The 23,964-nt window shown below is 62.7% G+C and carries 18 protein-coding genes; 9 read left to right on the forward strand and 9 right to left on the reverse strand.

Annotation, left to right across the window (positions count from 1 at the left end; translation table 11 throughout):
- The first annotated feature begins 92 nt into the window (after positions 1–92).
- Positions 93–644 (forward strand): cold shock domain-containing protein, encoded by a 552-nt coding sequence (locus ACN0YL_RS14005; RefSeq protein ID WP_417498394.1) that lies wholly within the window; start codon positions 93–95, stop codon positions 642–644.
- Positions 645–673: 29 nt separating this feature from the next.
- Here ACN0YL_RS14005 and ACN0YL_RS14010 read toward each other — a convergent pair whose 3' ends face one another.
- The 5 genes from ACN0YL_RS14010 to ykgO form a co-directional block, all read right to left on the reverse strand.
- Positions 674–1,624: an aldo/keto reductase gene (locus ACN0YL_RS14010; RefSeq protein WP_417498395.1), complete on the reverse strand. Its 951-nt coding sequence runs from the start codon at positions 1,622–1,624 to the stop codon at positions 674–676.
- Between the two features lie 362 nt (positions 1,625–1,986).
- Complete coding sequence (locus tag ACN0YL_RS14015; protein WP_417498396.1) at positions 1,987–3,066, reverse strand: acyl-CoA dehydrogenase family protein; 1,080 nt, start codon at positions 3,064–3,066, stop codon at positions 1,987–1,989.
- A 3-nt stretch (positions 3,067–3,069) separates the two neighbouring features.
- A complete protein-coding gene (locus ACN0YL_RS14020; RefSeq protein WP_417498397.1) occupies positions 3,070–4,257 on the reverse strand; it encodes an acyl-CoA dehydrogenase family protein in 1,188 nt (395 codons plus the stop codon).
- A 155-nt stretch (positions 4,258–4,412) separates the two neighbouring features.
- On the reverse strand, positions 4,413–5,018 hold the full coding sequence (locus ACN0YL_RS14025) for an HAD family hydrolase (RefSeq protein WP_417498398.1): 606 nt from the start codon (positions 5,016–5,018) through the stop codon (positions 4,413–4,415).
- Between the two features lie 13 nt (positions 5,019–5,031).
- Positions 5,032–5,157, reverse strand: a complete 126-nt coding sequence (ykgO, locus tag ACN0YL_RS14030) for a type B 50S ribosomal protein L36 (protein ID WP_091768343.1) — start codon at positions 5,155–5,157, stop codon at positions 5,032–5,034.
- 225 nt (positions 5,158–5,382) lie between these two features.
- Between ykgO and ACN0YL_RS14035 the strand changes: the two genes are divergently transcribed.
- Positions 5,383–5,757: a hypothetical protein gene (locus tag ACN0YL_RS14035; protein WP_417492665.1), complete on the forward strand. Its 375-nt coding sequence runs from the start codon at positions 5,383–5,385 to the stop codon at positions 5,755–5,757.
- A gap of 29 nt (positions 5,758–5,786) precedes the next feature.
- Here the strand turns inward: ACN0YL_RS14035 and ACN0YL_RS14040 are convergent, their stop codons facing one another.
- Positions 5,787–6,617 carry a LytR/AlgR family response regulator transcription factor gene (locus ACN0YL_RS14040; RefSeq protein WP_417498399.1) on the reverse strand — a complete coding sequence of 277 codons (831 nt, stop codon included), beginning with the start codon at positions 6,615–6,617 and terminating at the stop codon, positions 5,787–5,789.
- On the reverse strand, positions 6,617–7,753 hold the full coding sequence (locus tag ACN0YL_RS14045; RefSeq protein ID WP_417498400.1) for a sensor histidine kinase: 1,137 nt from the start codon (positions 7,751–7,753) through the stop codon (positions 6,617–6,619). Before ACN0YL_RS14045 ends, ACN0YL_RS14040 begins: the two co-directional genes overlap by 1 nt.
- Before the next feature lie 224 nt (positions 7,754–7,977).
- On the opposite strand from ACN0YL_RS14045, the gene ACN0YL_RS14050 reads away from it, so the two are divergent.
- The 5 genes from ACN0YL_RS14050 (at position 7,978) to ACN0YL_RS14070 (ending at position 18,995) form a co-directional block, all read left to right on the forward strand.
- Positions 7,978–10,998, forward strand: coding sequence for a TonB-dependent receptor (locus ACN0YL_RS14050; RefSeq protein ID WP_417498401.1), 3,021 nt, complete (start codon positions 7,978–7,980; stop codon positions 10,996–10,998).
- 342 nt (positions 10,999–11,340) lie between these two features.
- A complete protein-coding gene (locus ACN0YL_RS14055; RefSeq protein WP_417498402.1) occupies positions 11,341–12,111 on the forward strand; it encodes a DUF1194 domain-containing protein in 771 nt (256 codons plus the stop codon).
- Complete coding sequence (locus ACN0YL_RS14060) at positions 12,108–12,881, forward strand: DUF1194 domain-containing protein (RefSeq protein ID WP_417498403.1); 774 nt, start codon at positions 12,108–12,110, stop codon at positions 12,879–12,881. Before ACN0YL_RS14055 ends, ACN0YL_RS14060 begins: the two co-directional genes overlap by 4 nt.
- 32 nt (positions 12,882–12,913) lie before the next feature.
- Positions 12,914–14,101, forward strand: a complete 1,188-nt coding sequence (locus ACN0YL_RS14065; RefSeq protein WP_417498404.1) for a lytic murein transglycosylase — start codon at positions 12,914–12,916, stop codon at positions 14,099–14,101.
- A 109-nt stretch (positions 14,102–14,210) separates the two neighbouring features.
- Positions 14,211–18,995, forward strand: coding sequence for a M10 family metallopeptidase C-terminal domain-containing protein (locus ACN0YL_RS14070; RefSeq protein WP_417498405.1), 4,785 nt, complete (start codon positions 14,211–14,213; stop codon positions 18,993–18,995).
- A 91-nt stretch (positions 18,996–19,086) separates the two neighbouring features.
- Here ACN0YL_RS14070 and ACN0YL_RS14075 read toward each other — a convergent pair whose 3' ends face one another.
- Positions 19,087–20,361 carry an MFS transporter gene (locus ACN0YL_RS14075; RefSeq protein ID WP_417498406.1) on the reverse strand — a complete coding sequence of 425 codons (1,275 nt, stop codon included), beginning with the start codon at positions 20,359–20,361 and terminating at the stop codon, positions 19,087–19,089.
- A 157-nt stretch (positions 20,362–20,518) separates the two neighbouring features.
- Here ACN0YL_RS14075 and motA point away from each other — a divergent pair, with 157 nt between their 5' ends.
- Both motA and ACN0YL_RS14085 read left to right on the forward strand, forming a co-directional pair.
- Positions 20,519–21,391, forward strand: a complete 873-nt coding sequence (gene motA / locus ACN0YL_RS14080; RefSeq protein WP_417467414.1) for a flagellar motor stator protein MotA — start codon at positions 20,519–20,521, stop codon at positions 21,389–21,391.
- A 282-nt stretch (positions 21,392–21,673) separates the two neighbouring features.
- Positions 21,674–22,327: a MarC family protein gene (locus ACN0YL_RS14085; protein ID WP_417492656.1), complete on the forward strand. Its 654-nt coding sequence runs from the start codon at positions 21,674–21,676 to the stop codon at positions 22,325–22,327.
- Between the two features lie 51 nt (positions 22,328–22,378).
- Here ACN0YL_RS14085 and ACN0YL_RS14090 read toward each other — a convergent pair whose 3' ends face one another.
- Positions 22,379–23,596: a YHYH protein gene (locus ACN0YL_RS14090; RefSeq protein ID WP_417492655.1), complete on the reverse strand. Its 1,218-nt coding sequence runs from the start codon at positions 23,594–23,596 to the stop codon at positions 22,379–22,381.
- Positions 23,597–23,964 lie beyond the last annotated feature (368 nt).

Here is a 23,964-nt window from a genome sequence, read left to right on the forward strand (position 1 = left end):
GAGCGTGTTGCCGGCCCGACATCCCTTCCAAGGCGGCGTTGCAGGATGTTACCATCGCTGTCTGTCTCATGAAGAAACTCAGGGAGGATGGCATGGACACTCCGCTGCAGATCGACTTCCAGGGCATGGAGCCAGACCCGAAATTGCAGGCGAGCATTCACGAGCGCGTCGGCGAACTGGAAACACGGTTCGGGCATATCATCGCGGCGCGGGCCGTACTCAAGGGCCCCGGCGGCCACCACCGCACTGGCACGGCTTATGAACTCAATATTCATCTCTCCCTGCCCGGCGGACATGAGGTCAATATCAGCCGCACGCCGAATCTTGACGAGCGCTATGGCGATGTGACCTTTGCGATCAATGACGCCTTCAAACGCGCCCGGCGCCGGCTGCAGGACCGCGCGCGCAAGATCCGCGGCGATGTCAAACACCACGAGCCCGCGCCGGCGGCCACTGTGCGCAATATCGATGCCTCGGGCGATTTCGGCTTTCTCGACACCGATGACGGGCGCGAGATCTATTTTCACAGGAATAGTGTAGTGAACGGCCAGATGTCCGATCTGGAGCCCGGTGTCCGCGTCACCTTTGCCGAAACCGTCGGCAACCAGGGCCCGCAGGCCAGCACAGTAAAAGTCAGCGGCTGACGGTGCGGCGGGGTGCGCCGCTTGTCGTCCTAGACTTGCGCCGCGTCCAGCCGTGCCAATTGCTCCGCGCTCAGCTGCAGCGTCAGCGAGCCCAGCAATTCGTCGAGCTGTTCGAGACTGGTGGCGCTGGCGATCGGGGCGGTGATGCCGGGCTGGGCGGCGATCCAGGCGAGGGAGATCTGCGACAGGCTGGCGCCGGTCTCGGCCGCGATATCGTCCATCACGGCGAGCACGGCCATGTGCGCATCGGTAAAATAGGCGGTCATCCGGTCGCCGCGCGAACTTTTGCCGAGATCGGCCTTTGAGCGGTATTTGCCGGTCAGAAACCCCGAGGCGAGGCCGAAATAGCTCAGCACGCCGATATTCTTCTCGATGCACAGATCGCGCAGCGCACCGGCAAAGCGGTGACGGCTGATCAGGTTGAATTCCGGCTGCAGCACCGAATACGCCGCCCAGCCGCGCGCCGCGCTCATCTCCAGCGACTGCCCCAGTCGCTCCGCCGTGAAGTTCGAGGCCCCGAGCGCCTTGACCTTGCCGGCATCAACCAGTTCGGAAAACGCGTGCAACACCTCGTCCATCGGCGTGTCGGGGTCGTCCTGGTGGGCGTAATAGAGGTCGATATAGTCCGTCTGCAGCCGGTTCAGCGACGCCTCGACATGGCGCGCGATCAGGTCCGGGTCGAGCGGTTTGGGCCCGTCGATCGGCAACATGCCGACCTTGGTCGCGATCAATACATCATCGCGCCGCCCGCGCCGCTTCAGCCATTCCCCGATCACCGTCTCGGATTCGCCGCCAACATGGCCCGGCACCCAGGCCGAATAGACATCGGCGGTGTCGATCATCGTCCCGCCGGCCTCAATGAAACGGTCGAGCACGTCGAAGGCCTTGGGTGTCTGCAGCGTCCAGCCAAACACATTGCCGCCGAAGACGAGGGCCGGCGTGGACAGGCCGCTGGAGCCGAGGGGGCGGAGCTGGGTCATGGCGGAGGTCCTGTGCGGCCGGGGATAGGGACATGTACCTCTGGTACGTGTCGCGGGGAAGACTCCCCGCTATTCGCTGCGCCGGATGCGGTGAATAGAGGTGCGATTTGCCGCATCGACCGGCGGGCGGGACGAGGATCTGGCAGTCGTGTCGGTTGCCCCGCATTCTCCGCCGGCCTGTGTCGACGGCAACCACCCTTTCTTCCCCCGTTTACGGGGGAAGTGGCCGCGAAGCGGCCGAAGGGGGCCGAAGGCCGCGCAAATCGGCTGCGCCGCCCCTCCACCACTGCGTGGTCCCCCTCCCCGGTGAACCGGGGAGGAAAGTGCGCCAAGATCGGGTTGAGCTTGGTGTATGACCCGCCCTAGGCCGCCATCAGCTCCATCACCCGGCGCAGCTGGTCTTCCGTATCGCCCAGCTGGGCGTCGACCATGATCAGGCGTTTGGCGTAGTGGGAGCCGGCATATTCCCAGGTCATGCCGATACCGCCATGCATCTGCACGGCTTCCTCGCCGACCAGCTTGCCGGCGCGGCCGATCAGGTTTTTCGCTTTCGCCACGGCCAGGGCGCGGCCCGGCGTGTCGAGGGCGCCGGCGGCGTGGATGACGATGGAACGCGCCTGCTCGATCTCGATCGACAGGTCGACGAGGCGGTGTTGCAGCGCCTGGAAGGTCGCGATCGGGCGGCCGAATTGCTGGCGCTGCATCAGATAGTCTTTCGTCATCTCCTTGAGCACGTCCATTGCGCCGACGGCTTCGGCGCAGAGCGCCAGGCGGCCGGCATCAAGGGCGGCTTCGATGGCCTCGCCTGCGTCCTCGGAGAGACAGGTGGCGGCGGTGTTGTCGAGCCCGACTTCCGCCGCGCCGCCGCCATCAATCATGGCATAGCCGTGGATATCGGCCGCCGCAGCATCGACCTCGAACAGGCCGATCTTGCCGGCCGGCGTGCGGGCCGCGACCAGGAGCGTATCAGCGGCATGCCCGCCATAGACCAGGCTCTTGCGGCCGCTCAGCGTCCAGTTGTCGCCGGATTTGGTGGCGGCATTGCTGATCTCGCTGATATCGGTAAAGGCTTCCGGCTCGAACACGGCCAGCGCGGTGCGCGCAGTGCCGGCGATGATAGCCTCGACCTTGTCGGACTGGCCGAAGGCGCCATAGAGGCGCAGGCCCATCAGATTGCCGAGCATGGGCTCCGGGCACAGCGTGCGGCCGAATTCCTCGAACACGACGGCGATGTCGAAACCTTCGCCGCCGAACCCGCCCTGGTCTTCCGGGATCAGCGCCCCGAGAATGCCGAGCTCGGCCAGTTCGCCCCACTTTTTGGGATCGTGGAAGGGCGCGTCATAGGCGATCTTGATACGGTGCTCGACGGGATACTGGTCGGCAAGATAGCGGCGCAGGCTGTCGGAGATCATGCGCCGGTCGTCGGTTTGATTGAAATTCATGGCTCAGGCTCCGAAAATGTCTTTGGCGATGATATTGCGCTGGATCTCGTTGGACCCACCGAAGATCGAAAGCTTGCGATTGTTGAAATAGCTGGCGGCACTGGCGGCCGCTTCCGGCGGCGCGACAGTGAGGTTGCCGGCCAGTGCGTCCATCGGGAAGGGCGCTGCAGCCGGGCCGAGGGCGCGGCGGGCGAGGTCGTCGAGATTTTGCCGGATCACCGTGCCCTTGATCTTGAGCATGGAGGCGATGGTGTTGGAGGCGGCACCACCGGAAGCATCGACCAGCACCCGCAGATTGGTCATGCGCAAGGCTTCCAGATCGATCTCGGCCTCGGCGATGCGCGCCGCGAAGAGCGGGTCCTCGATCAGCGGCTTGCCGCGGCGTTTCAGCTTGCGCGCCAGCGCCTTGAGTTCGTGCAGCGCCTGGGTCGAGGCGCCGACGCCGGCAATGCCGGTGCGCTCGTGGGTCAGCAAGAATTTGGCGATGGTCCAGCCTTCATTCTCGACCCCGACCAGATTGGAGACCGGCACGCGGACATCGGAGAAGAAGACCTCATTCACCTCATAGCCGCCCTCGATCAGCTTGATCGGGCGCACTTCAATGCCGGGCGTCTTGATGTCGACCAGCACGAAGGAAATCCCTTCCTGGCGCTTGCCCTCGGTGGAGGTGCGCACGAGGCAGAAGATCTTGTCGGCATACTGGCCGAGCGTGGTCCAGGTCTTCTGGCCATTGATGATGTAATCATCGCCCTCGCGGATGGCGCGGGTCTTCAGGCTGGCGAGATCGGAACCGGCACCGGGTTCGGAATAGCCCTGGCACCACCAATCCGTGCCGTCGAGAATGCGCGGCAGGATGTCGGCTTTCTGTTTTTCGGTACCGAATTTGATCAGGACCGGGCCGAGCATCCCCAGACCGAAGGGCACGATGCGCGGCGCATTCGCCATGCAGCATTCCTCGTCGAAGATATGGCGTTGTACGGCATTCCAGCCGGGGCCGCCATATTCGACCGGCCAGGTCGCGGCGAGCCAGTTGCGGCTTTGCAGCGTCGCGTGCCAGCTTTCAATATCGGCCTTGCCGAGTTCCTCGCCATTGCGAACCTTGGTCGCAAGCTCTTCAGACAGATTGTCCTTGAGAAAACTGCGGACTTCCGCGCGGAAGGCGTCTTCCTCGGGCGTGAAGTTGAGATCCATGGTGTTCTCCTCGATATCGACCAATGGGCGGGGCCGGTCTGGTGCCGGTCTCCGGTGCTTTCGTGTTTTCGGTATGTATTTAAAGCCAAGCGGGGCGGGATGGATAGGGGGTTGCTGATTCTCGCGGTCTGGAATCTTGTCGCACCGGTCGAGTGCTAGAGCAGGCCGCGGGCCGCCAGGTCTGAGCGCAGCTTGGTTTCGTCAGTGAACAGCTCGGAATCAAAGCCGAATTCGCGCGCTGCGATGACATTGGCCTCGCGGTCGTCGAAGAAGATCACATCGGCTGGATCATGCGGCAGACGCGCGGCAGTGATCTCGTAAATGCGCCGGTCGGGCTTGATCACGCCCTCATGCGCCGACACGATCGTGTCGCGCATATGGCGCATCGCCGGGTAGAGCCGGTTGACGGGCTCTACCCATTCGGCGGGAAGATTGGTGAGGGCGTATTGCGGCACACCGCGTGCGGCGAGGGCGTCGATCACTTCGGCGGTGCCAGGGACTAAGCCATTGAGCATTTCCGGGAAACGCGTTTCCCAGGCGGTGATGGCGGCCTCATGCTCGGGGTATTGCGCAATCAGGGCGCGGCGATTCTCGGCCATCGGCACGCCGCGATCATGCGCGCCATGCCAATCCATCGTGCAAACACGGCCCAGGAAGTCCTGGACCGCGTCTTCAGTGTCGAAAATCTTGCGATAGAGATAGGCGGGCGACCAGTCCAGAAGGACATTGCCCAGATCCCACAGGACAGCCTTGCGAGCCATCGACTGTGAAAGCCTAGCCGGCACGGGCTTTGAAGCGCGGGTCGGTCTTGTTGATCACATAGACACGGCCGCCACGTTTCACGACCTTGCAATCACGGTGACGATTTTTCAGCGACTTGAGAGAGCTGCGGACTTTCATGACAAGGCCTTCGTGTTGACACGCATTGAATAAGGAGGGCGCGGAGTAGCGGAGGGGCGTGGCAGTGTCAACGGGGACGTGCCGTTTCGGGCGGTGCAGCGCAGGAAACCGGCCGCTTGCCGCACCTGCGATGCCGCAGATGCGAAAATTATTACACATGGTTAAGAAAACTGCATTACGGAGCCGCAAAATCTGCTATGTGAGTAGCGTCACAAGGAGAATGACATGCGTTTTGAAATGATGATTGCGGCATCTGCCGCTGCACTGCTGCTGGCTGCCTGTTCCGATGGCACCGGCGATACCGCTGAAGACCAGATGGATTCGGCTGCCGAGCATATGGAAGACGCCGCTGATGCAATGGGCGATGCTGCTCAGGACGCCGGCGATGCCATGGGCGACGCCGCCGATTCAACCGGCGACGCTATCCAGGGCGCGGCTGACGCAACTGGCGATGCCATGGGCGACGCCGTCGATGCTGCTGGCGATATGGTCGACGACGCGGCTGATGCGGTCGGGGACATGATGGACGATGCGTCTGACGCCGCCGACGATGCTGCTGACGCTGTTGAGGATGAAGTCGAGTCAAACGACCCGCAATAAGCTGGTCCTGTGTCTTGAATTCTGCTCGTTCACGCCCGGTGCTGTTCGCCCGGGCGTGAATTGGCGGTTGATGGCGAGTCCGTCCGATGCGGCGGACGGGTTTCGCCGATTGGTCTGAGCCGGTCTCGAAAATTCCGGCCGACTGGAATCTCGGTCCCGTCAGTGAGCGTGATCTTGCGCGAATTCCCCTCTGCAATCACCTCTTGAATGTCGTGTAAATTGATCATGTGCGAGCGGTGTACACGCCGGATCGCGGTGCCCTCAAGTTCGCGCTCAAGCGTAGCCATGGTGGTTCGCACCATGTGTTTTCGTTGATCGGTGTGGATGAAGACATAATCCTTGCACGCCTCAATGCGCCGGATGCTCCTGACGTTGATGCGCAGGGCGCGATTGCCGACCTTGGCCCAATAGACCTGATCCGGCTCCGGAGTTTGCGCGGTGTCCGGCGCGGCTGGCAGCGCATGGCGCGCGGCGTCGTGTACCGCGTTCATGATCGGTGCGACGAGCAAGCGCTGCCGGGCGCGCTCAACGGCATCGCCGAGCCGTACCGGCTCGACCGGTTTGAGTACAAAATCCGTAGCCTCGACATCGAAAGCCCTTGATGCAAAGCGGTCGAATGCGGTGACGAAAATAATCTGTGGCCTGCCGCGACAATTCAGTTCATGCGCGAGGGAAAGCCCGTCCATGCCAGGCATGTCTACATCGATCAGAAGGAGGTCGGGCTTGCGGGCTTCAAAGGCGTGCAGTGCCGCAAGCCCGGTCTTGGCTGTTCCCACGACAGAGATCCCCTGGATATCCGAGAGAATGTGCTCGAGATTGGCGATGGCGAGAGGTTCGTCGTCAACGATCAGGACTTTCATCACACGGGCTTCCCTGGCTTGCTGTCGCCAACCTTCGGAGTGAAGGGTATGCAGAGTTTGCATTCATAATGTTGGTCATCAGCTGGCCCACAGATTAATTTCCCGACAGCCGGGAAAAGGATCTCCGTGCGCCGTTTCAGATTGGCGATCCCGAGGCCGGTGGGTCCGGAAGTGTCGGAGGGGGCGGACACCGGCGGCTTGTAGCGGTCATTTCGAACCGAGATGCAGCAGGTGGAGCCGGGTCCGTCTGTGGCTTCGACGGTCGCCGTGACGAGCTGGTCCGTCTTGGAAACGCTGTGCTTTACGACGTTCTCCATCAGTGTCTGAAGGGCGAAGCGGGGAACAAGTACGTGCCGGAAGCGGTCATCGACCCTCCATTCAACGCGTAGCCGCTCGGGAAATCGTAACGCTTCGATCTGCAGATAGACCCCGGCGGACTCCATCTCATCGGCGATCGTTGTGACCGGGTCTGCATCGTGTTTCAGGCTGCGCCGCAGCAGGTCGCCGAGCGCGACCACGGCGCCGCGGGCTTCCGGCTTGCGATCAAGATTAATCAACGCACCGAGCGTATTCAGTGCGTTGAACAGGAAGTGCGGGTTGATCTGGCTCTCCAGCTGCGACAGGTGAGCCTGCGTGACAGCGGCCTCAAGATCGCGAAGCCGGTCACGTTCATGCTGCCGTCTGAGTTGATGAATCAGCACCAGCATGACTGCGAGCCAGAGCACGACCCGGGGGCCGCCGGTGGCGAGCAGGCTGAACAGAACGGAGCGCCCAAACCCGGCTGCCGAGTCCATCACATCGGGACTGATCGTGAGCCAGAACAGGAAAGCCTCGGAGAAGCCGTTGACCAGGACCGCTGCGGCGGCGGTCAGGAGGCCGCGGGTGACTGACACGCCCGCGATGAACGGGGTAAGCGCGAGTTGGCAAATGGTCAGGCTGGCCAGCATGTAAAGACCGCTGAACATCAGATAGTCGAGATCGAACCGCTTCACGTCGAACTCGAAACCGCTCAATACGCTCAACGAGTCGGTGATTGTGAGCGTGAGCGTCAGCCCAGCGCCCCATAATCTTAGCTGCACGAATGGGTCGAGCCGCCGCAGTGCGGACGGGATTCTGCTTGGCAAGGTCGTTGTCACTGGCGTTTATCTCATTGCTGCCGTCCCTCGAATCTACAGCAATCCGGCGCGAATGGATGGGTGTTCGTGCGCCAGGCGCGCGATTTGTCGAAAAAGCCGACCATCTGTCCCGTCATTCATCGATTCCGTCGCAGGCCCCGCTGACGCGAATATTGCTGTCTCTACGAAGGCTCCTCTTCATCGCCCGCAATTGTTTCGTGCGGGCATTACGCAAGGGGAATTCAATGATCCGCATCAAGAAGGTTTTGCTAAGCTCGACCGCCTACGCAATGGCATTGGCGACGGGGGTTGTCGCGGTGCCGATGCTGGCGCCTGTTGCCAGCGCACAGGATTATACGACGGGCGCTATTTCCGGGACGGTCACCACGCCGAGTGGCGAGCCGGTAGCCGGAGCAAGTGTGACGATGGTGTCGCAATCCCAGGGGTTCACGCGCGAACTGACCACCGGTGCCAATGGCGTGTTCCGCGCGACATTGCTGCCGCAGGGCGATTACACGGTCATGATCACGGCGCCGGGATATTCCGACATGTCGGACACGGTCCGCATTACTGTCGGCGGCCAGTCGAACTACAGTTTTCAGGCCATGCCGGCCGGCTCGTCCGATGTGATCACGGTTACCGGAACCGCTGTTCAACAGCTTCAGTTCCAGCAGACCACATCAGGTCTCAACATGGATGTCGGCGAGATGCTGGCGACCATGCCGATTGGTCGGAATATCGAGTCCCTGGTCCAGTTGACGCCGACGGTCGTCCAGGGCGACGGGGCATTTGAAACGGTCGGCGGCGGCGGGGCGTCTCCGGCGATCGGCGGTGGCTCGGCTGCAGAAAATGCCTTCTACATCAACGGCCTGAACATCACCAACTTCGATACCTATCTGGGTGCTGCGACAGTGCCGTTTGATTTCTACCAGACGGTGGAAGTCAAGAATGGCGGCTATCCGGCTGAATTCGGTCGCGCAACGGGTGGCGTTGTGAACGCTGTCACCAAGTCGGGCACCAACGAGTTCATGTTCGCTGTGCACGGCAACTGGGCACCGGGTGATCTGGCATCCAACAGTCCGGACACATACCTCGAACGCAATGAACTGGCCGATGGCAATTCATGGGATGTCACTGTGGAGGCAGGCGGGGCGCTGATTCCCGATCGCCTGTTCGCCTACGGGCTCTACCAGTTCCGCGACACCCAGTCTGACACTGCGTCCATTGCCGACGGCGCTGTTCATCTTGATGAGTCCGATTCTCCATTCTTCGGCTTCAAGCTGGATGGCTATGTCACCGACGACCATCATCTCGAGTTCACCTATTTCGATACGACTCGGGAAACAACCCGCTCCGATCTCGCCTTCGACGGTGTTGATATGGTCGGGGGTCCGATCGGCGGTGAGGTGTATGAGAATGGCGGTGCCAGCTATGTCGCCAAATACACCGGCAACATCACCGATTTCTTCACACTGTCGGCGGCTTATGGTGTCAGCGAAGACCGCAATTCGACGGTCGCTCTCGATCCGGACACGCCCTACATTGTTGACCAGCGCTCCGGTACGGCCGTGCGGGTCGGGCCGCAGACCTCCGCTTCAAATGATCTCAACGAAACACGACGGGAATTCTACCGGATCGATGGAGATTTCTTCTTCAACGTGATGGGCGAGCACCATCTGCGCGTCGGTTATGATAACGAGCAGCTTTCACTCGCTCACGTCTCCGCCCGGACCGGCGGGGCCGACTGGCGCGCCTATACGGTGTCGACCAGTACGGAAGCGATCTATGGCCTGCCCGCGGGATCGGAGATCATCCGTTCGACCATCGCCCGCTTCGGCGGCAGCGTGGAAGGCGAGAATGAATCCTTCTACATTCAGGATTCCTGGGACGTCTCTGACCGGCTCAACCTGCAGATCGGCCTGCGCAACGACCGGTTTGTCCTTCACAACCTGGTCGGCGAGACACCGGTTGATCTCGACAATAACTGGGGCCCGCGTTTCGGCTTCAATTACGACATTTTCGGCGATGGCACGACGCGGCTCTTCGGGAGCTTCGGGCGCTATTACATCCCGCCGGCTCTGAATATGAGCTACCGCGGAGCCGACTACTATGTCCGCGAGTATCACGAGCTCCTCTCGCTCGACACGACCGCCGGCACCTTTGTGCTCGGCGACACCCGCACCGACGCCAATTCCGGCATCACTGCGCTGGGTGCCAGTGCCTGTCCGGGCGGGGCGATCTCGCCGGCCGGCGATGTGGCCTGTATTGTCTACGGCGCAGGCATTCAGGAACCGGCGATCTCGAAAACCTCGCTTGGTCTTGAAGCGACCAATGAGGATGAATTCTCGATCGGGATCGAACACCAGGTTGATGATCTGTGGACCCTGGGTCTGCGGGCAACTTGGCGGGTGCTGGATAATGTCTCCGAGGACGTCTCGATCGATGCTGCCCTCGTGGCCTATTGCGACGAGAACGGCATCGCCGGATGTTCGGACACCTGGTACGGCGATCACCAGTACGTCATCATGAATCCCGGCGAGGGTATTGATGTCTGGACGCGTGGTGCGCTTCCGGGCGACAGTGATATCAGCCTGATTCACCTGACGGCCGAGCAACTCAACATTCCCGTTGCGGAACGGGAATACGCAGCGCTCGAATTGTCCTTCAGCCGTGAGTTTGACGGTGTGTGGGGCCTGCGCGGTTCCTACGTCTGGTCAACCTCGATCGGCAATTATGAGGGCACCGTCCTGTCCGACAATGGTCAAACCGATGCCGGCACCACGATCCTCTATGATCACGCCGGTCTGACGGACAATACCTACGGCTTCCTGCCGAACCACCGTCGTCATGCACTCAAGCTGTGGGGATCCTACCAGCTGACCGAGGATGTCTTGCTCGGCGCCAATTTCGCGGTGACTTCGCCGCGTCAGTTCGGTTGCCGCGGTGTTCACCCGACAGACTCGGCTGCAGCGGCTTATGGCGCATCATCCTGGTACTGCCAGGGCGTTGCATCGCGTCGGGGGTCCGAGTTTGAGGCTGAATGGGAGACGCGCCTCGACATGTCCGCGCGCTACACAGTGCCGAATGCCCAGTTTGGCAATCTGGTACTGCGGGCTGATGTGTTCAATCTGCTCAACAGCAGTGCGGCAGTCGACTTCAACGAGAATGGTGACACCGGAGCCGGCACGCCGAATCCGAATTATCAGTCGCCAACGCGCTATCAAGCCCCGCGCTCTGTGCGGATTGGTTTCGACTGGGCGTTCTAGACAGCGCTGCCGCCGGAAACGGTTGGCGGATGCGTGAGAGAGGGCGGGCCATAACGGTCCGCCCTTTTTTGTGCACTGTTCGGCAGAGGGCCGCGGCGCTCGTCGCGCAATCCTGTTGCCGGTCGCGGCACCGTCGCATGCAGATCGCCGCGTGGTTAGTTACGGGGCGTGAGAATTGGACACACGAGGTTGGTCCCTGCCTGGTCCAGTCCGCGAAGGGCCCGATGCTTCCACCTCACAGCAGTCCTCCGAGACGGATTGGCCGGCGTTCGCGCCGGCCAATTTTCTCTCTTACAACATCGTCAGTTGCCCTCGCCCTGCAGCGCCCATAGTTTCGCGTCCATGACACATCTGGGTAATTGCGTTTCGGCCGCACTCGCGGCCGTTTGTGTGACCGGGCTGGCGGCCAATGCCGCAGCACAGGATGGCCGTGTCGATGTCGATGTCGAGCTCGTGCTGGCCGTCGATATCTCCTATTCCGTCGATGAGGAAGAGGCGCATCGCCAGCGCGAGGGCTATGTTGCGGCGCTGGCGCATGAGGACGTGATCCGTTCCATCCAGGGCGGCCCGCTGGGGCGGATCGCCGTCACCTATGTCGAATGGGCCGATACCGGCTTCCAGCGCGCCGCCGCCGACTGGACCGTGATTGCCAGCGAGGATGACGCGCTCGACTTTGCCGCCCGTGTGGCCTCGGCGCCCTTCGAACGCGGCCACTACACCGCGATCGGCTCGGCCATCGCCGATGGCGTGCGCCGGATCGACGAGAATGATTACACCGCGCCGCGCCTGATTATCGATATTTCCGGCGATGGTCCGCAAAACCAGGGCCTGCCGCTGGACAGCGCCCACGCCCTGGCCGACCGGTCGAACATTGTCGTCAACGGACTGCCGGTGATCTCGTCCAGCGAAGGGCGCTGGGTGCGGCCGGTCGAGGTCAATCTCGAGGGCTATTTTCGCGAGAATGTCATCATCGGGCCGGGCGCCTTCGTACTGCCGGCGCGGACCGAGGATGAATTCCGCGTCGCCATCCTGCGCAAGCTGGTGCTCGAGATCGCCGGCGCCATGCCCTCGGGTCCCGAACTTGATGTTTCCGGCCTCGGACGGGCGCCGTGAAACCGCTCATTGCCCTGGCCTGCCTGGTGATGGCACCGCTTCTGTCCGGCGCCAGCAGTGCGCCACCGGAGGAGCTCGTCCGCCCGATCGAATACACGGTCGATGGCCGCGAATATGTTGATCTCGAACTTGTGCTTGCCGTCGATGTCTCCTCCTCGATCGACGAGGTCGAGGCGCGGCGCCAGCGCGAGGGCCATGTTGCGGCGCTGGCCGATCCGGAAGTGATCTCGGCGATCCAGGGCGGCGGCTATGGCCGCATCGCGGTGATCTATCTGGAATGGGCCGATGGCGATTTCCAGCGCGTTGTCGCGCCCTGGACGGTGATCGCGACCGAAGCCGATGCACGGATATTCGCGGCCAGCCTGGCGACGGCGCCCTTCATTTCCGGCCGCCGCACGGCGATCGGCGCCGCGATCAACAGCTCCATCACCCTGATCGAGGACAATGCCTATGAGGGCATCCGCCAGGTCATCGATCTGTCCGGCGACGGGCCGCAAAATTCCGGCGCCTCGCTGTCGGAGGCGCGCAGCCGTGCCGAAGCGGCGCTGATCACCATCAATGGCCTGCCGATCCAGTCGGAGCGGCAAAGCCCGTTCCGGCCGTCGGTCAGCATTGATGTCGCCGATTATTTCGAGAAGCAGGTGATCGCCGGGCCGGGCGCCTTTATTTCGCCCACAAATGAGCATGAGGATTTCGTGGACGCGCTGACGCGCAAACTTATAATCGAAATCGCCGGGCTCGATCCGGCGCAATTCCTCAGGAGGGGATAATCCGCGCGCTTCTTATTGGCCTGATGGCCCTGATGTTTGCCCCGTCCGTTCACGCCCAGCCCGAGGGCGAGACATTCGATGCCTGGCTGTCCGGCTTCCGGGTTCGCCTGGCTGACTCCGGCGCACAGCCGGAGACTGTCGCCGCCATGCTCGACGGTCTGGCGCCGCAAATGAGCATTATCGAGCGCGATGGCAGCCAGCCGGAATTCGTGCGTCCGATCTGGTCCTATCTCGACATCGCCGCCTCCGACCTGCGCATCGCCAATGGCCGCGCGGCCTATGAGGACAACCGCGCTTTGGTTGATGCTGTCGCAGCGCAATATGGCGTGCGGGCGCAAACCCTGATCGCGATCTGGGGGCTGGAAAGCTCTTATGGTCAGATACCCGGCAATAATGACGTCATCCAGGCCCTCGCCACCCTGGCCTGGGAAGGCCGCCGCCGTGACTGGGCCGAGGGCCAGCTGATCGCCGCCGCCCACATGATCGATAATGGCTATGCCACGCGCGACCAGCTCACCGGCTCCTGGGCCGGCGCCATGGGCCAGATGCAATTCATCCCGACCACCTATCTCGAGCGCGCCGTCGATTTCGATGGCGATGGCCGCCGCAATATCTGGACGAATAACGGTGATGCGCTCGCCTCGGCCGCCAATCTGCTCGCCCGTGCCGGCTGGCAGACCGGTGCGCCGACCGTGATCGAGGTCTCGGTGCCGGATGATTTTGACGTCTCGCGCTGGAATCCCGACCGGAACCGCCTCGTCAGCGAGTGGGCGATGCGCGGTATCGCCCCGGCCGATGGACACGCCTGGAGCGCCGACGGCCTGATGCTGACGGCACGCCTGGAACTGCCCGCCGGCATTGCCGGGCCGGGCTTTCTGACCTTCCCGAACTTCCGCGTCATCAAGCGCTACAACAATTCCACCGCCTATGCCCTCGGCGTCGCCCATCTCGCCGACCGCATCGCCGGCGGCAGCCCCTTTATCGGCCCCTGGCCGGTCGATGACGTACCGTTGACGCGCACCCAGACCCGCGAAATGCAGGCAGCGATGAATGCACTCGGCCATGACAGCGGCACGCCCGACGGCCTCGCCGGCCCGCGCACCCGCAACGCCCTGCGCGCCTTCCAGCGCGCCCATGGCCATGCCGCGGATGGCTATGCCGGCCGGGCGATGTATGATGCGGTGATGGCCGCGAGCGTGGCGGTGCCGGCCGGCGAGTAGCGTCGCTGCACCAATCGGCGGCTGTGGCATTGACGCGGACGGCTGCTCATATTCTCTTGTCCGCGACGATGCTCTGGCGATGGCGCGCCTGACGGTCAGGAGAAAATTGATGCAGGATTCCATTGGCACCGATCGCGAAGGCGAAGCGACACGTATCACCCGGGACGATGACATGCGCAGCCGGCTCGTCTTCCCTGACGCCGTGACGCCGGATGCCGGCGTCGTTGTCACTGGCGATGATGGCGATAATATCCTTGTCGGCGGCGCGGGCGATGACAGCCTCGCAGGCGGTGGCGGCAATGACACGCTCACCGGCGCCGGCGGGGCAGACAGTCTCGATGGCGGTTCCGGAACGGATCTGGCGGATTATTCCGACTCCGCCAGACGCGTTGTGGTCGACCTTGCGGCAGGCACGGGCAGCGGCGGCGATGCCGCCGGCGATACCCTGACCGGAATTGAAAACCTGCTCGGTTCAGGCTCCAGCGACATCCTCACCGGCAATGGGTCGGCCAACACGCTCACTGGCGGCGGTGGCCGTGACGAGATTTATGGCGGGGACGGCAATGACACGCTGGAGGGCGATTCCGGCGCGGACTGGCTCTATGGCGGTCTGGGCAATGATGACATCGACGCCGGGACCGAGAACGACCTGGTCTATGGCAATGAAGGCCATGATGTGATCCATGGCGGCGACGGGTATGACCGGCTGTATGGTGGTGATGGCCGCGACGAGATTTATGGCGATGCCGATGACGATACGATCGAGGGCGGCAGTGGTGCTGACTGGCTGTATGGCGGCCTCGGCAATGACGAGATCGATGCCGGCACCGAGAATGATTTGGTCTACGGCAATGAAGGCCACGATCTGATCCGCGGCGGTGAGGGCAATGACCGGCTGTACGGCGATGGCGGTCGCGATGAAATTTATGGCGATGCCGGTGACGACAGGATTGAGGGCGGTGCCGGTGCCGACTGGATCTATGGCGGCGAAGGCCGGGATACGATCGATGGCGGCTCCGAGAATGACCAGCTGTCGGGCGGAATCGGCAATGATGTCATGTCCGGCGGCCTCGGCAATGATCGTCTTCTCGGCGAAGCCGGCAATGATCAACTCTCCGGTGATGACGGGCATGACTGGCTCTATGGCGGTGACGGCCGCGATGATCTGTCCGGCAATGATGGCCGCGACCGGATCTATGGCGAGGCTGATGACGACACCCTGGCCGGCGGCGGTGGCGCTGACTGGCTTTATGGCGGTCTCGGCAATGACGATATCGCTGGCGGTACCGAGAATGACCAGATCTATGGCAATGAAGGCCACGACCTGATCCATGGCGATGAGGGGCATGACCGTCTGTATGGCGGAGACGGCCGCGATGAGATCCATGGCGATGCCGGCGATGACACGATCGAAGGTGGCGCCGCGGCCGACTGGATTTATGGCGGTACCGGCAATGACACGATCGATGGCGGCACCGAGAATGACGAGTTGTCGGGGAATGACGGCCACGATGAGATCCGCGGCGGCGCGGGCAATGACCGGCTGTATGGAGGCGATGGCCGCGACGAGCTCTATGGTGATGCCGGAATCGATATTCTTGAAGGTGGTGCGGGCGCGGACTGGCTCTATGGCGGAGACGACCGCGACACCCTGAATGGCGGCTCGGAAAACGACCAACTGACCGGTGGGCTTGGCAATGATGTCATTGACGGCGGCGATGGCACCGACACGGCCGTTTTCTCCGGCAATTACGCCGATTATACCGTTGAGATAAACGGTTTGACGGCGACGGTTACCGGCGCTGATGGCGTCGATACGCTGACCAATATCGAGGCGCTGCAATTCGACGATCAGCTGGTGCGTATCGTGCTCGAGCCGGTGAATGACAATCCGCCGGTGATCACCTCGGCTGCCGTCGCCGACGCCGCCGAGAACCAGACTGCTGCCTATACCGTGGTCGCGACTGATGGCGATTCCGGCGCCGCGACACTGAGCTATTCGCTGGCCGGTGCTGATGCGGCATTCTTTGATATCGACTCCGCGACGGGCGTTGTGACCTTCAAGACCGCTCCCGATTACGAGACCCCTGAATCCGCCGACGGCGACAATGTCTACGACATCACTGTCAGCGCCAGCGACGGCAGGTTTGCCACTGATCAGACTGTGGAAATCCGGGTCACCAATGTCACGGATACCACGCCGGTCATTACCTCTGACGACCAGTTCACCGTTCCGGAGAACCTGACCGACGCGATCTCCATCTACGTCTCGGACAGCAATCCGGAGGTTCATACCTACACGCTGTCTGGAGCGGATGCGGACCTGTTCCGGATGGCGGGTGACTGGGGTGGGCTGTTGTTCGTGACACCCCCGGATTATGAGGCGCCTGCCGATGCCGGTGGCGACAATGTCTACAATATCACCGTGGAAGTCTCCAATGGCGTTAATTCAACCACGCAGGACATAGCGATCACGGTTGAGAATGTGAATGATATTGCGCCGGTATTCACCTCGCCGACGACGGTGTCGGTGGAGGAGAACCAGATCGCCGTTGGCAGGGCGCGGGCGACCGATGCCGAGGGTGATACCCTGAGCTTCGCGTTGGGCGGCGATGATGCTGACCTGTTCCGGATTGACAGCGTGACCGGGATCATCCGCTTCCTGTCCGCCCCCGATTTTGAAGCCCCGGGCGATACCGATTTCGACAATGTCTATCAACTGGATGTCGTTGCGAATGACGGCTCGAACAGTACTGTCCAGTCGCTCGCGGTGACCGTGACGAATGTCGTCGAGGCTGTGGAGGACGTGCCTGGAGACCCCTCGACGCAGGTCGAGATCGCGCTCGGTGAAACCTATACCGGGGAGTTGGAGGTCGTCGGGGACCGTGACTGGATCCGCGTCGAGCTGACGGCCGGGCAGCGCTATGCGATTTCCCTTGATGGTGTCGGCTCGAATCCGTTGTCAGACCCTCTGGTGCGCCTCTATGACGCGTCCGGCAGTCTCGTTGCCTCCAATGATGATGGCGGGCCGGGCCTGAACTCGCTTCTGACCTATACGGTCAGCAGCAGCGGCACCTACTACATCGAAGCGGCGGCCTGGGATGACACCGTGGCCGGGCTCTACCAGGTCGGACTGGAGACAGCCGAGCCGCTCGAGGCCTATACCAATGACCAGATCGCCAACTTCCTGCAGTCGGGCTACTGGGTGGGCAATGGCCAGACCGCCCGGCAGTGGAGTGCCAGCGAAGGCGGCACGATCACGGTCAACCTGGTCGATCTGACGGCGGATGGTCAGACCCTGGCGCGCGCCGCCCTGCAACTCTGGTCGGACCTGACGGGTATTGAATTCGATGAAGTCCCGTTTGGCGGATCGCTGGTGTTCGACGATGACGAGGAGGGGGCATTCTCGACCTCGTCTGTCTCCGGCGGCGTGATCCAGTCGGGAACCGTGAACGTCTCCACCGACTGGCTCTCCAACTACGGCACCGAACTCGACACCTATTCCTTCCAGACCTATATCCACGAGATCGGTCACGCGATGGGTCTCGGACATGCTGGCCCCTATAATGGTGCGGCTGACTACGGGGTTGATGCGGCCTATCTCAACGATTCCTGGCAAGTGTCGATCATGTCCTATTTCAGCCAGACCGAGAACACCTATGTCGACGCGTCCTTTGCGCTCGTCCTCTCACCGCAGATGGCGGACGTCCTCGCCATCCAGAACATGTACGGCCTGGCCAGCAATATTCGCGGCGGCAATACCGTCTACGGTTTCGGGTCGACCGCCGGTAATGCGATCTATGATGCGACCTCCTTCAGTTCGATCACGAGCTATACGATCGTGGATACGGGCGGAACCGACACGATGGATTATTCCGGGTCCGCCGCGAACCAGACCATCGATCTGCGGGCCGAGCATTACTCAAGCCTGCAGGGCGGCACCGGCAATGTCGGTATCGCCCGCGGGACCGTGATCGAGAACGCCATCGGCGGAACCGGCAATGACACCCTGATCGGCAATGACGCCGACAACGAATTGTCGGGTCGCAATGGTGCCGATATTTTCTACGCCAGCGGCGGGTCGGATGTGCTCGACGGCGGCAGCGGTGCGGATCGGGTCATATTCACGGGTCAGGCCGGTGATTACACCATCACGACCAACGGGTCGGGCAATACCGTCGTCACCGATAACCGCTCCGGATCGCCCGATGGTGTCACCGAGCTGATCAGCGTCGAGACGCTGGTCTATGGCGGCGAGGCTCCCGCCTCGCTGCTTGTCTCGGACGGGGCCGGGGGCGATGCGACCGGATCCCTTGCCTGGCTCTCCGGCTCCAGTGAATCCGGGCTGGGTAGTGTGCCGGTTATGGCTGTGCTCGATCCGTCAATCCAGCCTGACCTGATTGATGCCGGTGACAAGCCGGAGGTGGCCGATGTCATGGACGCCATTGATGGCTGGGAGTTGCTCACAGGCTCCGCAGTGGGCATCGCGCCTGATCAGGCCATTCTGCCGGGGCAGGAATTGCTCGATGCGGCCTGGGCGGATTTTCACGACTTCCGCGATCTCGCCTTGCGGAACGGTAGTGACGGCCGGTATCCGGCGATCCGTGACGGGGATTTCCTCTCCGTATCCGCCGAAGGCGCAACGCCGCTTTCTGCGCCGGGGCAGCTGGCCGCCATCGATGGTGACGCCGTTGAGTTTGCTCCGGATCTGCTGACGTCCGGTTTCGGTAGTGAAGCGGGCATTCCCGCGCTGGCGGACCCGGTGCCGCCGACGCCGGACGGCCAGCTGATCGGGCCGGATGCACCGCTCTATCCAATCTGGGTTGAGGACACACCGCTTCCCGAGCAGGTTTTCGAATTGCCACCAGCCTTCGATACTCCCGAAGGCTGGTAACCGCCGGCGCCGCGCGGGAGGCGGGCTGATATCCGTCCCCGCCGATCCGTTGTGGCCTGGCCGGCTCTGCCGGCGAGTAGCGTCGCTCGTCCTAGGGTTCGGGCTTCACTGTCACGACGCTGGTCACCCGCGCAATTCCGGGATGAAGCCAGGCCAGGGCCAGCGCGATGATGCTCAGTCCGGCGGCAGCGATGTAGGGGCTGTGATGGCCGAGTTGATGGTACATCATCAAGCCGCCCACCGGCCCGATGATGAAGCCAAGACCGGCCGTCGCGGTGGTCAGGCCGGCGGCGCGGCCCTGTTCTTCCGGAGTGACGGCAATCGAGGCGCCGCCGACAAAGCCGGAGCGGGCCAGGCCGAAGGCAAAGCTGGTCATCAGATAGGCGAAGACAATACCGGCATAATTCGGCGCGATCAGCATGACGCCGCTGCCGAGCGCGGTGATCAGTCCGCCCAGTGACATCAGCACGCGCGGGCTGGCCTTCAACGCCGGGATCACGATCAGCTGCGCCACGATCAACGCCCCCGCGCCAGCGGCCAGGGCGATCGCCGACATCTGCAGGCCCTGACTTTCATCCAGCCCGAGCGCATCCATGATGAAGAAGGAGAGCGTTGCCAGGCTGAGCGATTGCGTGATCCAGATCAGGGCGCCGTAGATCATGAAGGGCGCGATGCGCCGGTCGGCGGCAAAGCCGAATTGTCTTAGCGGATTGAGCGGGCGTTGCTGAACGCGCGGCGGCGTCTGTTCCGGCAACAGTTTCCACACCGCCACGGCGCTCACCGCCACCGAGGCCGAGATCATCACCATGAAGACCGGCACACCCACAATATCGACGAAGGCGGCCGCCAGCGTCGGGCCGATGACGGCACCGAGGCCAAAGGCTGCGGTCAGGCCGGCCAGCGCTTCGGTGCGTTCCTCCGGACTGGTGCGGTCAGCGACATAGGCCTGGGCGGCCGGATTGGTGGCCGAGCCGAGCGAGCCGAACAGGGTGCGTGCCAGCGCCATGGCGAAGATCGCGGCGAGCGGCGGCACCCAGCCGGATTCGCCGGCCCAGGCCGCGCCGCCAAACATCAGTGTCGAGCCGGCAAAGGCCGTCAGGCCGAAAATGATCAGCGGCTTGCGGCCGCGTCGGTCGGACAAGGCGCCCCAGATCGGCGTCATCGTCATGAAGAGTGTCGCCGAAACCGTGTAGATCGCGCCGACCCAGTATTCCGGCACCGCCAATTGCCGCGCCAGCGGCGGCAGGATGGCGAACAGCATATTGTTGCCGATGCCCGTGGCCATCAGGCAGAGGAACAACAGGCGGAAGGCGGCGCTGCGCTGTTTCGGGCCGGATGGATTGGTGGGGTCGTAGAGCGGGATCATCGGAGCGCCAGCTTTAGAAGCTTCGCTCCAATTGGCAAGCGGCTGTTCCGTAAACCTCCCGATAACCCTTATTCAACCGGACATTAAGCTTGACGCGTCATAGTGCACTCAAATCGGGCGGCATCAATGTCCGGATGTGGAACAGGTGGACGGGTTTATGTTTCAGATAATCGGCATCGTGGTTGTGTTCGTGATGGTGTTCGGGGGCTTCACGCTCTCGGGCGGGCATTTCGACGTCATCCTGCACTCCCTGCCTTATGAGATGATGATGATCGGCGGCGCTGCCACAGGGGCCTTCCTGATCGGCAACAAGCCCAAGACCGTGATCAAGACGCTGGGGGATCTGTCGAAGGTCTTCACCGGGCCCAAATGGAAGGGTTCGGACTATACCGACCTGCTTTCGCTGCTCTTCCTGCTGACCAAGATGATGAAGACCAAAGGCGTGATCGCGCTCGAGGCGCATATCGAGAATCCGGCGGAGAGCGCGATCTTCAAGCGCTATCCACGCATTCTGAAGGATCATTTTGCGACGGACTTCATCTGCGACACGCTGCGGATGATGACGATGAACCTGGAAGATCCGCACCAGGTCGAAGACCATATGGACAAGCAGCTCGAGAAACATCACCACGAGGTGGCCGACCCGGCGCACGCGATGCAGGGCATGGCCGACGGCCTTCCGGCCCTGGGCATTGTTGCTGCCGTGCTCGGCGTGATCAAGACCATGGGCGCGATCGAAAGCCCGCCGGCCGTGCTCGGCGGATATATCGGCGGGGCGCTGGTGGGAACCTTTCTCGGCGTGTTTATCGCCTATGGTTTTGTTGGTCCCTTCGCGAGCTATCTCCAGTCCGTCTATGACGAGGAAGCGCAATTCTACAAGATCATCCAGGATGTGCTGGTCGCCCATCTGCACGGCAATGCCGCACAGATCTCCGTCGAGATCGGCCGCGGCGGCGTGCCGACCAAGATGCAGCCCTCCTTCCTGGAAATGGAAAAGACGCTCGACGAGATCCCGGCCGAAGTCGGCTAGAACCGGCCCACCGGTTTCGAATGCAAGCGCGCAGCTCACAAGGCTGCGCGCTTTTGCGTTGAGGTGCCGGATATCTGTGTTGAACGGGGCGAAATTGCAGCCAGGCCGGACCAATTTCACACGCAATCGGTGCAATCAATGTTATGCCGCCTATATTCGGGATACATGCTGACCCGCCCGGCGCCGGACGACCCGCCCACGCGCCCGGGACGCATAGTCCGGTCGGCATCTCGCCAGTAGCCCGAATGCAATTGTCACAACCAAAAGGATGGATCGCACGCTTTGGACTGGACCGCCCTCATCAAAGAATTTGTAACCCTGCTGGTGGTCATCGACCCTGTCGGATCCATTCCGGTCTTCCTGTTCGCAGTCCAGAACGTCCCGCGCCACCTGCACGGTCGCTTTGCGCTGTGGGCGACCATTATCGCCGCTCTGGTCTTGCTGGGATTTCTGGTCGCGGGGCAGATCCTGCTGGAGACGATGGGGCTCCGGCTCGGCTCGTTCCAGACCGCCGGCGGTGTCATCCTCTTCCTGTTCGCGCTGACGATGATATTCGGCGAATCCAAGCCGGCCCGCGAGATCGGCGAAGCCGAGGGCGAGCACCTGGCCGGCGCGGTCTTCCCGCTGGCAATGCCATCCATCGCCTCGCCCGGCGCGATGCTGGCGATCGTGATCCTGACCGACAATCACACCGAATCCATCGCTGACCAGGCGATTACCGCCGGTCTGCTGGTCATCGTCCTCGCCCTCACCCTGGTGCTGCTGCTCGCCGCCAGCGCCGTGCACCGGGTGATCGGCAATACCGGCGCCAGCATCATCAGCCGCGTGATGGGGATTGTTCTCGCCACCATCGCGGTCGATGCGATCATCGGCGGCCTCGACGGTCTGGGCGTCCTCGATGTAGCGCCGGCAAGCACGGACAGCCTGTTGATGTAGCCGGCCTGCGGCGGCAGGGGCAACACCCTGCCGCCCCGGCCAGCCGTTGCATCACCGCCCGGGAGGCGGTGGCAGGGCTTCGCGCAATTCGCTTTCAGTGATGCCGAGCCGGGCGGCTGCGGCCGCCAGGTCGGGGCGACCACCGCGCGGATCGCCCAGCGCCTGCATCAGCGCCTGCGTGCTGACGCCCAGCGAGGCGGCAGCGTCATCGAAGCCGGGGGGAAGTCCGCCCGGACCGCCAGGCCCTCCACGACCGCCACCGGGACCACCATTCATCGGGCCACCATTGCCAGGACGGGGCGGTTCATTGCGACCGTCTTCGCCGGCGCGCGTTGCACCGATGCCGGCCGTCGCCGTGGTCGAGAAATTATTGCGCGCCTGGACGCCGATCAGACAGGCCGGCAGGTTCGGGAAGTCTTCGGACGCATGATAGTGATAGGTCTCGCCGCGCACCGTCATGCCGACATGGCCGTTGCAGTCATCGAGATCGATTGCGGGGGCGCCATCAGCCTCGGTGCTGCCGAACATCGGAAATCCGTCAAAGGCATAGCCGAACTGGGCCGAACTGTCCTGCGGCAGGGCGCAATGCGCGGCGACGTCAGCGCCTTCGAACACGGTGTCGATATCGCTCGCGGTCGCGTGCCAGTGATACCAGCCGCCCGGATCGATATGGCCACCACAAGTGTCGAGCGCCGGCATGTGGCCTGTGGCCTGCACGCTGGGGGCGTCGGAGAAGATCGGTACGCCATCGAGCGCGACGCCGATCTTGTTGACGACGCCCAGCCGGCTTGGCGCATCGGCCATCACCGGATCGACCGGCAGCAGCATGGTAATGGTGACGCTCTCATCGGCCGAGACATTGATACAGGCATGGTCAACGGTCGGCCGCCGGGTCGCATTGTCGACGACATGCACCGTGCCGTCATCGTCGTAGAAGCGGTAACCAAGCGAATCCAGCATCAGCAGAAAGGCGGCATCGACGCGGTAGAGCTTGCCGTTCTCGCCGGTCCAGTCCCAGATCCCGCCAACATCATCGAGCGTCGCCGGGCAGAAGGGACCGATTTCCAGCCCCTCGGGCATATAGTTGACGGTGAATTGATTGCACGTCGCCGCGTCGCCATTTTCCAGCGTGCAGTCCACGGTCACCGGCTCGACCGCGAAGATATTGTCGTCAAATGCCGTCATGTCCGGGTGCGCGGCCGCATGGCCCGGTAGCAGCAAGGCGCCCGCCAGGGCCAGGGCGCAGGCGGCGCGGGTCGGATATGGCATGGATGTCCCTTTCGGTGATGGTCGTCCGGATGTGCGAGCGTCGGAGGGTTGGCGCAAGGCATTGCAAAACACGCCATGCCCTGCGTGGACAGTCGCCACCAACGCTCGCAGCTCTTATACGTGGCAGGTCGGAATTTCCGTCTCGTGACCGCTGCGCGGCTTGCCATCGGGGCCGCAATGTCGGGGACATCAGGCATTTTGCGAAATTGATTTATTGAATGCATGGCCGCATTCGCAAATTTGAGAGTGAGCGGCCCCGACGGCGAGCGGCGCGGCGGTCGGCAGATGGCGACTTATCCCCCACCGCCGACAATTATCCCACGTCATCCCGGCGAAGGCCGGGACCTCGACATGGCAGGGTCGGAGCC

Source organism: Maricaulis sp., from assembly GCF_048269565.1.
Taxonomy (GTDB): Bacteria; Pseudomonadota; Alphaproteobacteria; order Caulobacterales; family Maricaulaceae; genus Maricaulis.

Bases quoted from the DNA above. Each gene is read 5' to 3' on its own strand.
- ACN0YL_RS14050 (WP_417498401.1), top strand. From the start codon at position 7,978: ATGATCCGCATCAAGAAGGTTTTGCTAAGCTCGACCGCCTACGCAATG.
- ykgO (WP_091768343.1), bottom strand. From the start codon at position 5,157: ATGAAAGTCCGCAGCTCTCTCAAGTCGCTGAAAAATCGTCACCGTGAT.
- ACN0YL_RS14055 (WP_417498402.1), top strand. From the start codon at position 11,341: ATGACACATCTGGGTAATTGCGTTTCGGCCGCACTCGCGGCCGTTTGT.
- ACN0YL_RS14020 (WP_417498397.1), bottom strand. From the start codon at position 4,257: ATGGATCTCAACTTCACGCCCGAGGAAGACGCCTTCCGCGCGGAAGTC.
- ACN0YL_RS14025 (WP_417498398.1), bottom strand. From the start codon at position 5,018: ATGGCTCGCAAGGCTGTCCTGTGGGATCTGGGCAATGTCCTTCTGGAC.
- ACN0YL_RS14075 (WP_417498406.1), bottom strand. From the start codon at position 20,361: ATGATCCCGCTCTACGACCCCACCAATCCATCCGGCCCGAAACAGCGC.
- ACN0YL_RS14040 (WP_417498399.1), bottom strand. From the start codon at position 6,617: ATGAAAGTCCTGATCGTTGACGACGAACCTCTCGCCATCGCCAATCTC.
- ACN0YL_RS14035 (WP_417492665.1), top strand. From the start codon at position 5,383: ATGCGTTTTGAAATGATGATTGCGGCATCTGCCGCTGCACTGCTGCTG.
- ACN0YL_RS14090 (WP_417492655.1), bottom strand. From the start codon at position 23,596: ATGCCATATCCGACCCGCGCCGCCTGCGCCCTGGCCCTGGCGGGCGCC.
- motA (WP_417467414.1), top strand. From the start codon at position 20,519: ATGTTTCAGATAATCGGCATCGTGGTTGTGTTCGTGATGGTGTTCGGG.
- ACN0YL_RS14070 (WP_417498405.1), top strand. From the start codon at position 14,211: ATGCAGGATTCCATTGGCACCGATCGCGAAGGCGAAGCGACACGTATC.
- ACN0YL_RS14005 (WP_417498394.1), top strand. From the start codon at position 93: ATGGACACTCCGCTGCAGATCGACTTCCAGGGCATGGAGCCAGACCCG.
- ACN0YL_RS14015 (WP_417498396.1), bottom strand. From the start codon at position 3,066: ATGAATTTCAATCAAACCGACGACCGGCGCATGATCTCCGACAGCCTG.
- ACN0YL_RS14065 (WP_417498404.1), top strand. From the start codon at position 12,914: ATGTTTGCCCCGTCCGTTCACGCCCAGCCCGAGGGCGAGACATTCGAT.
- ACN0YL_RS14010 (WP_417498395.1), bottom strand. From the start codon at position 1,624: ATGACCCAGCTCCGCCCCCTCGGCTCCAGCGGCCTGTCCACGCCGGCC.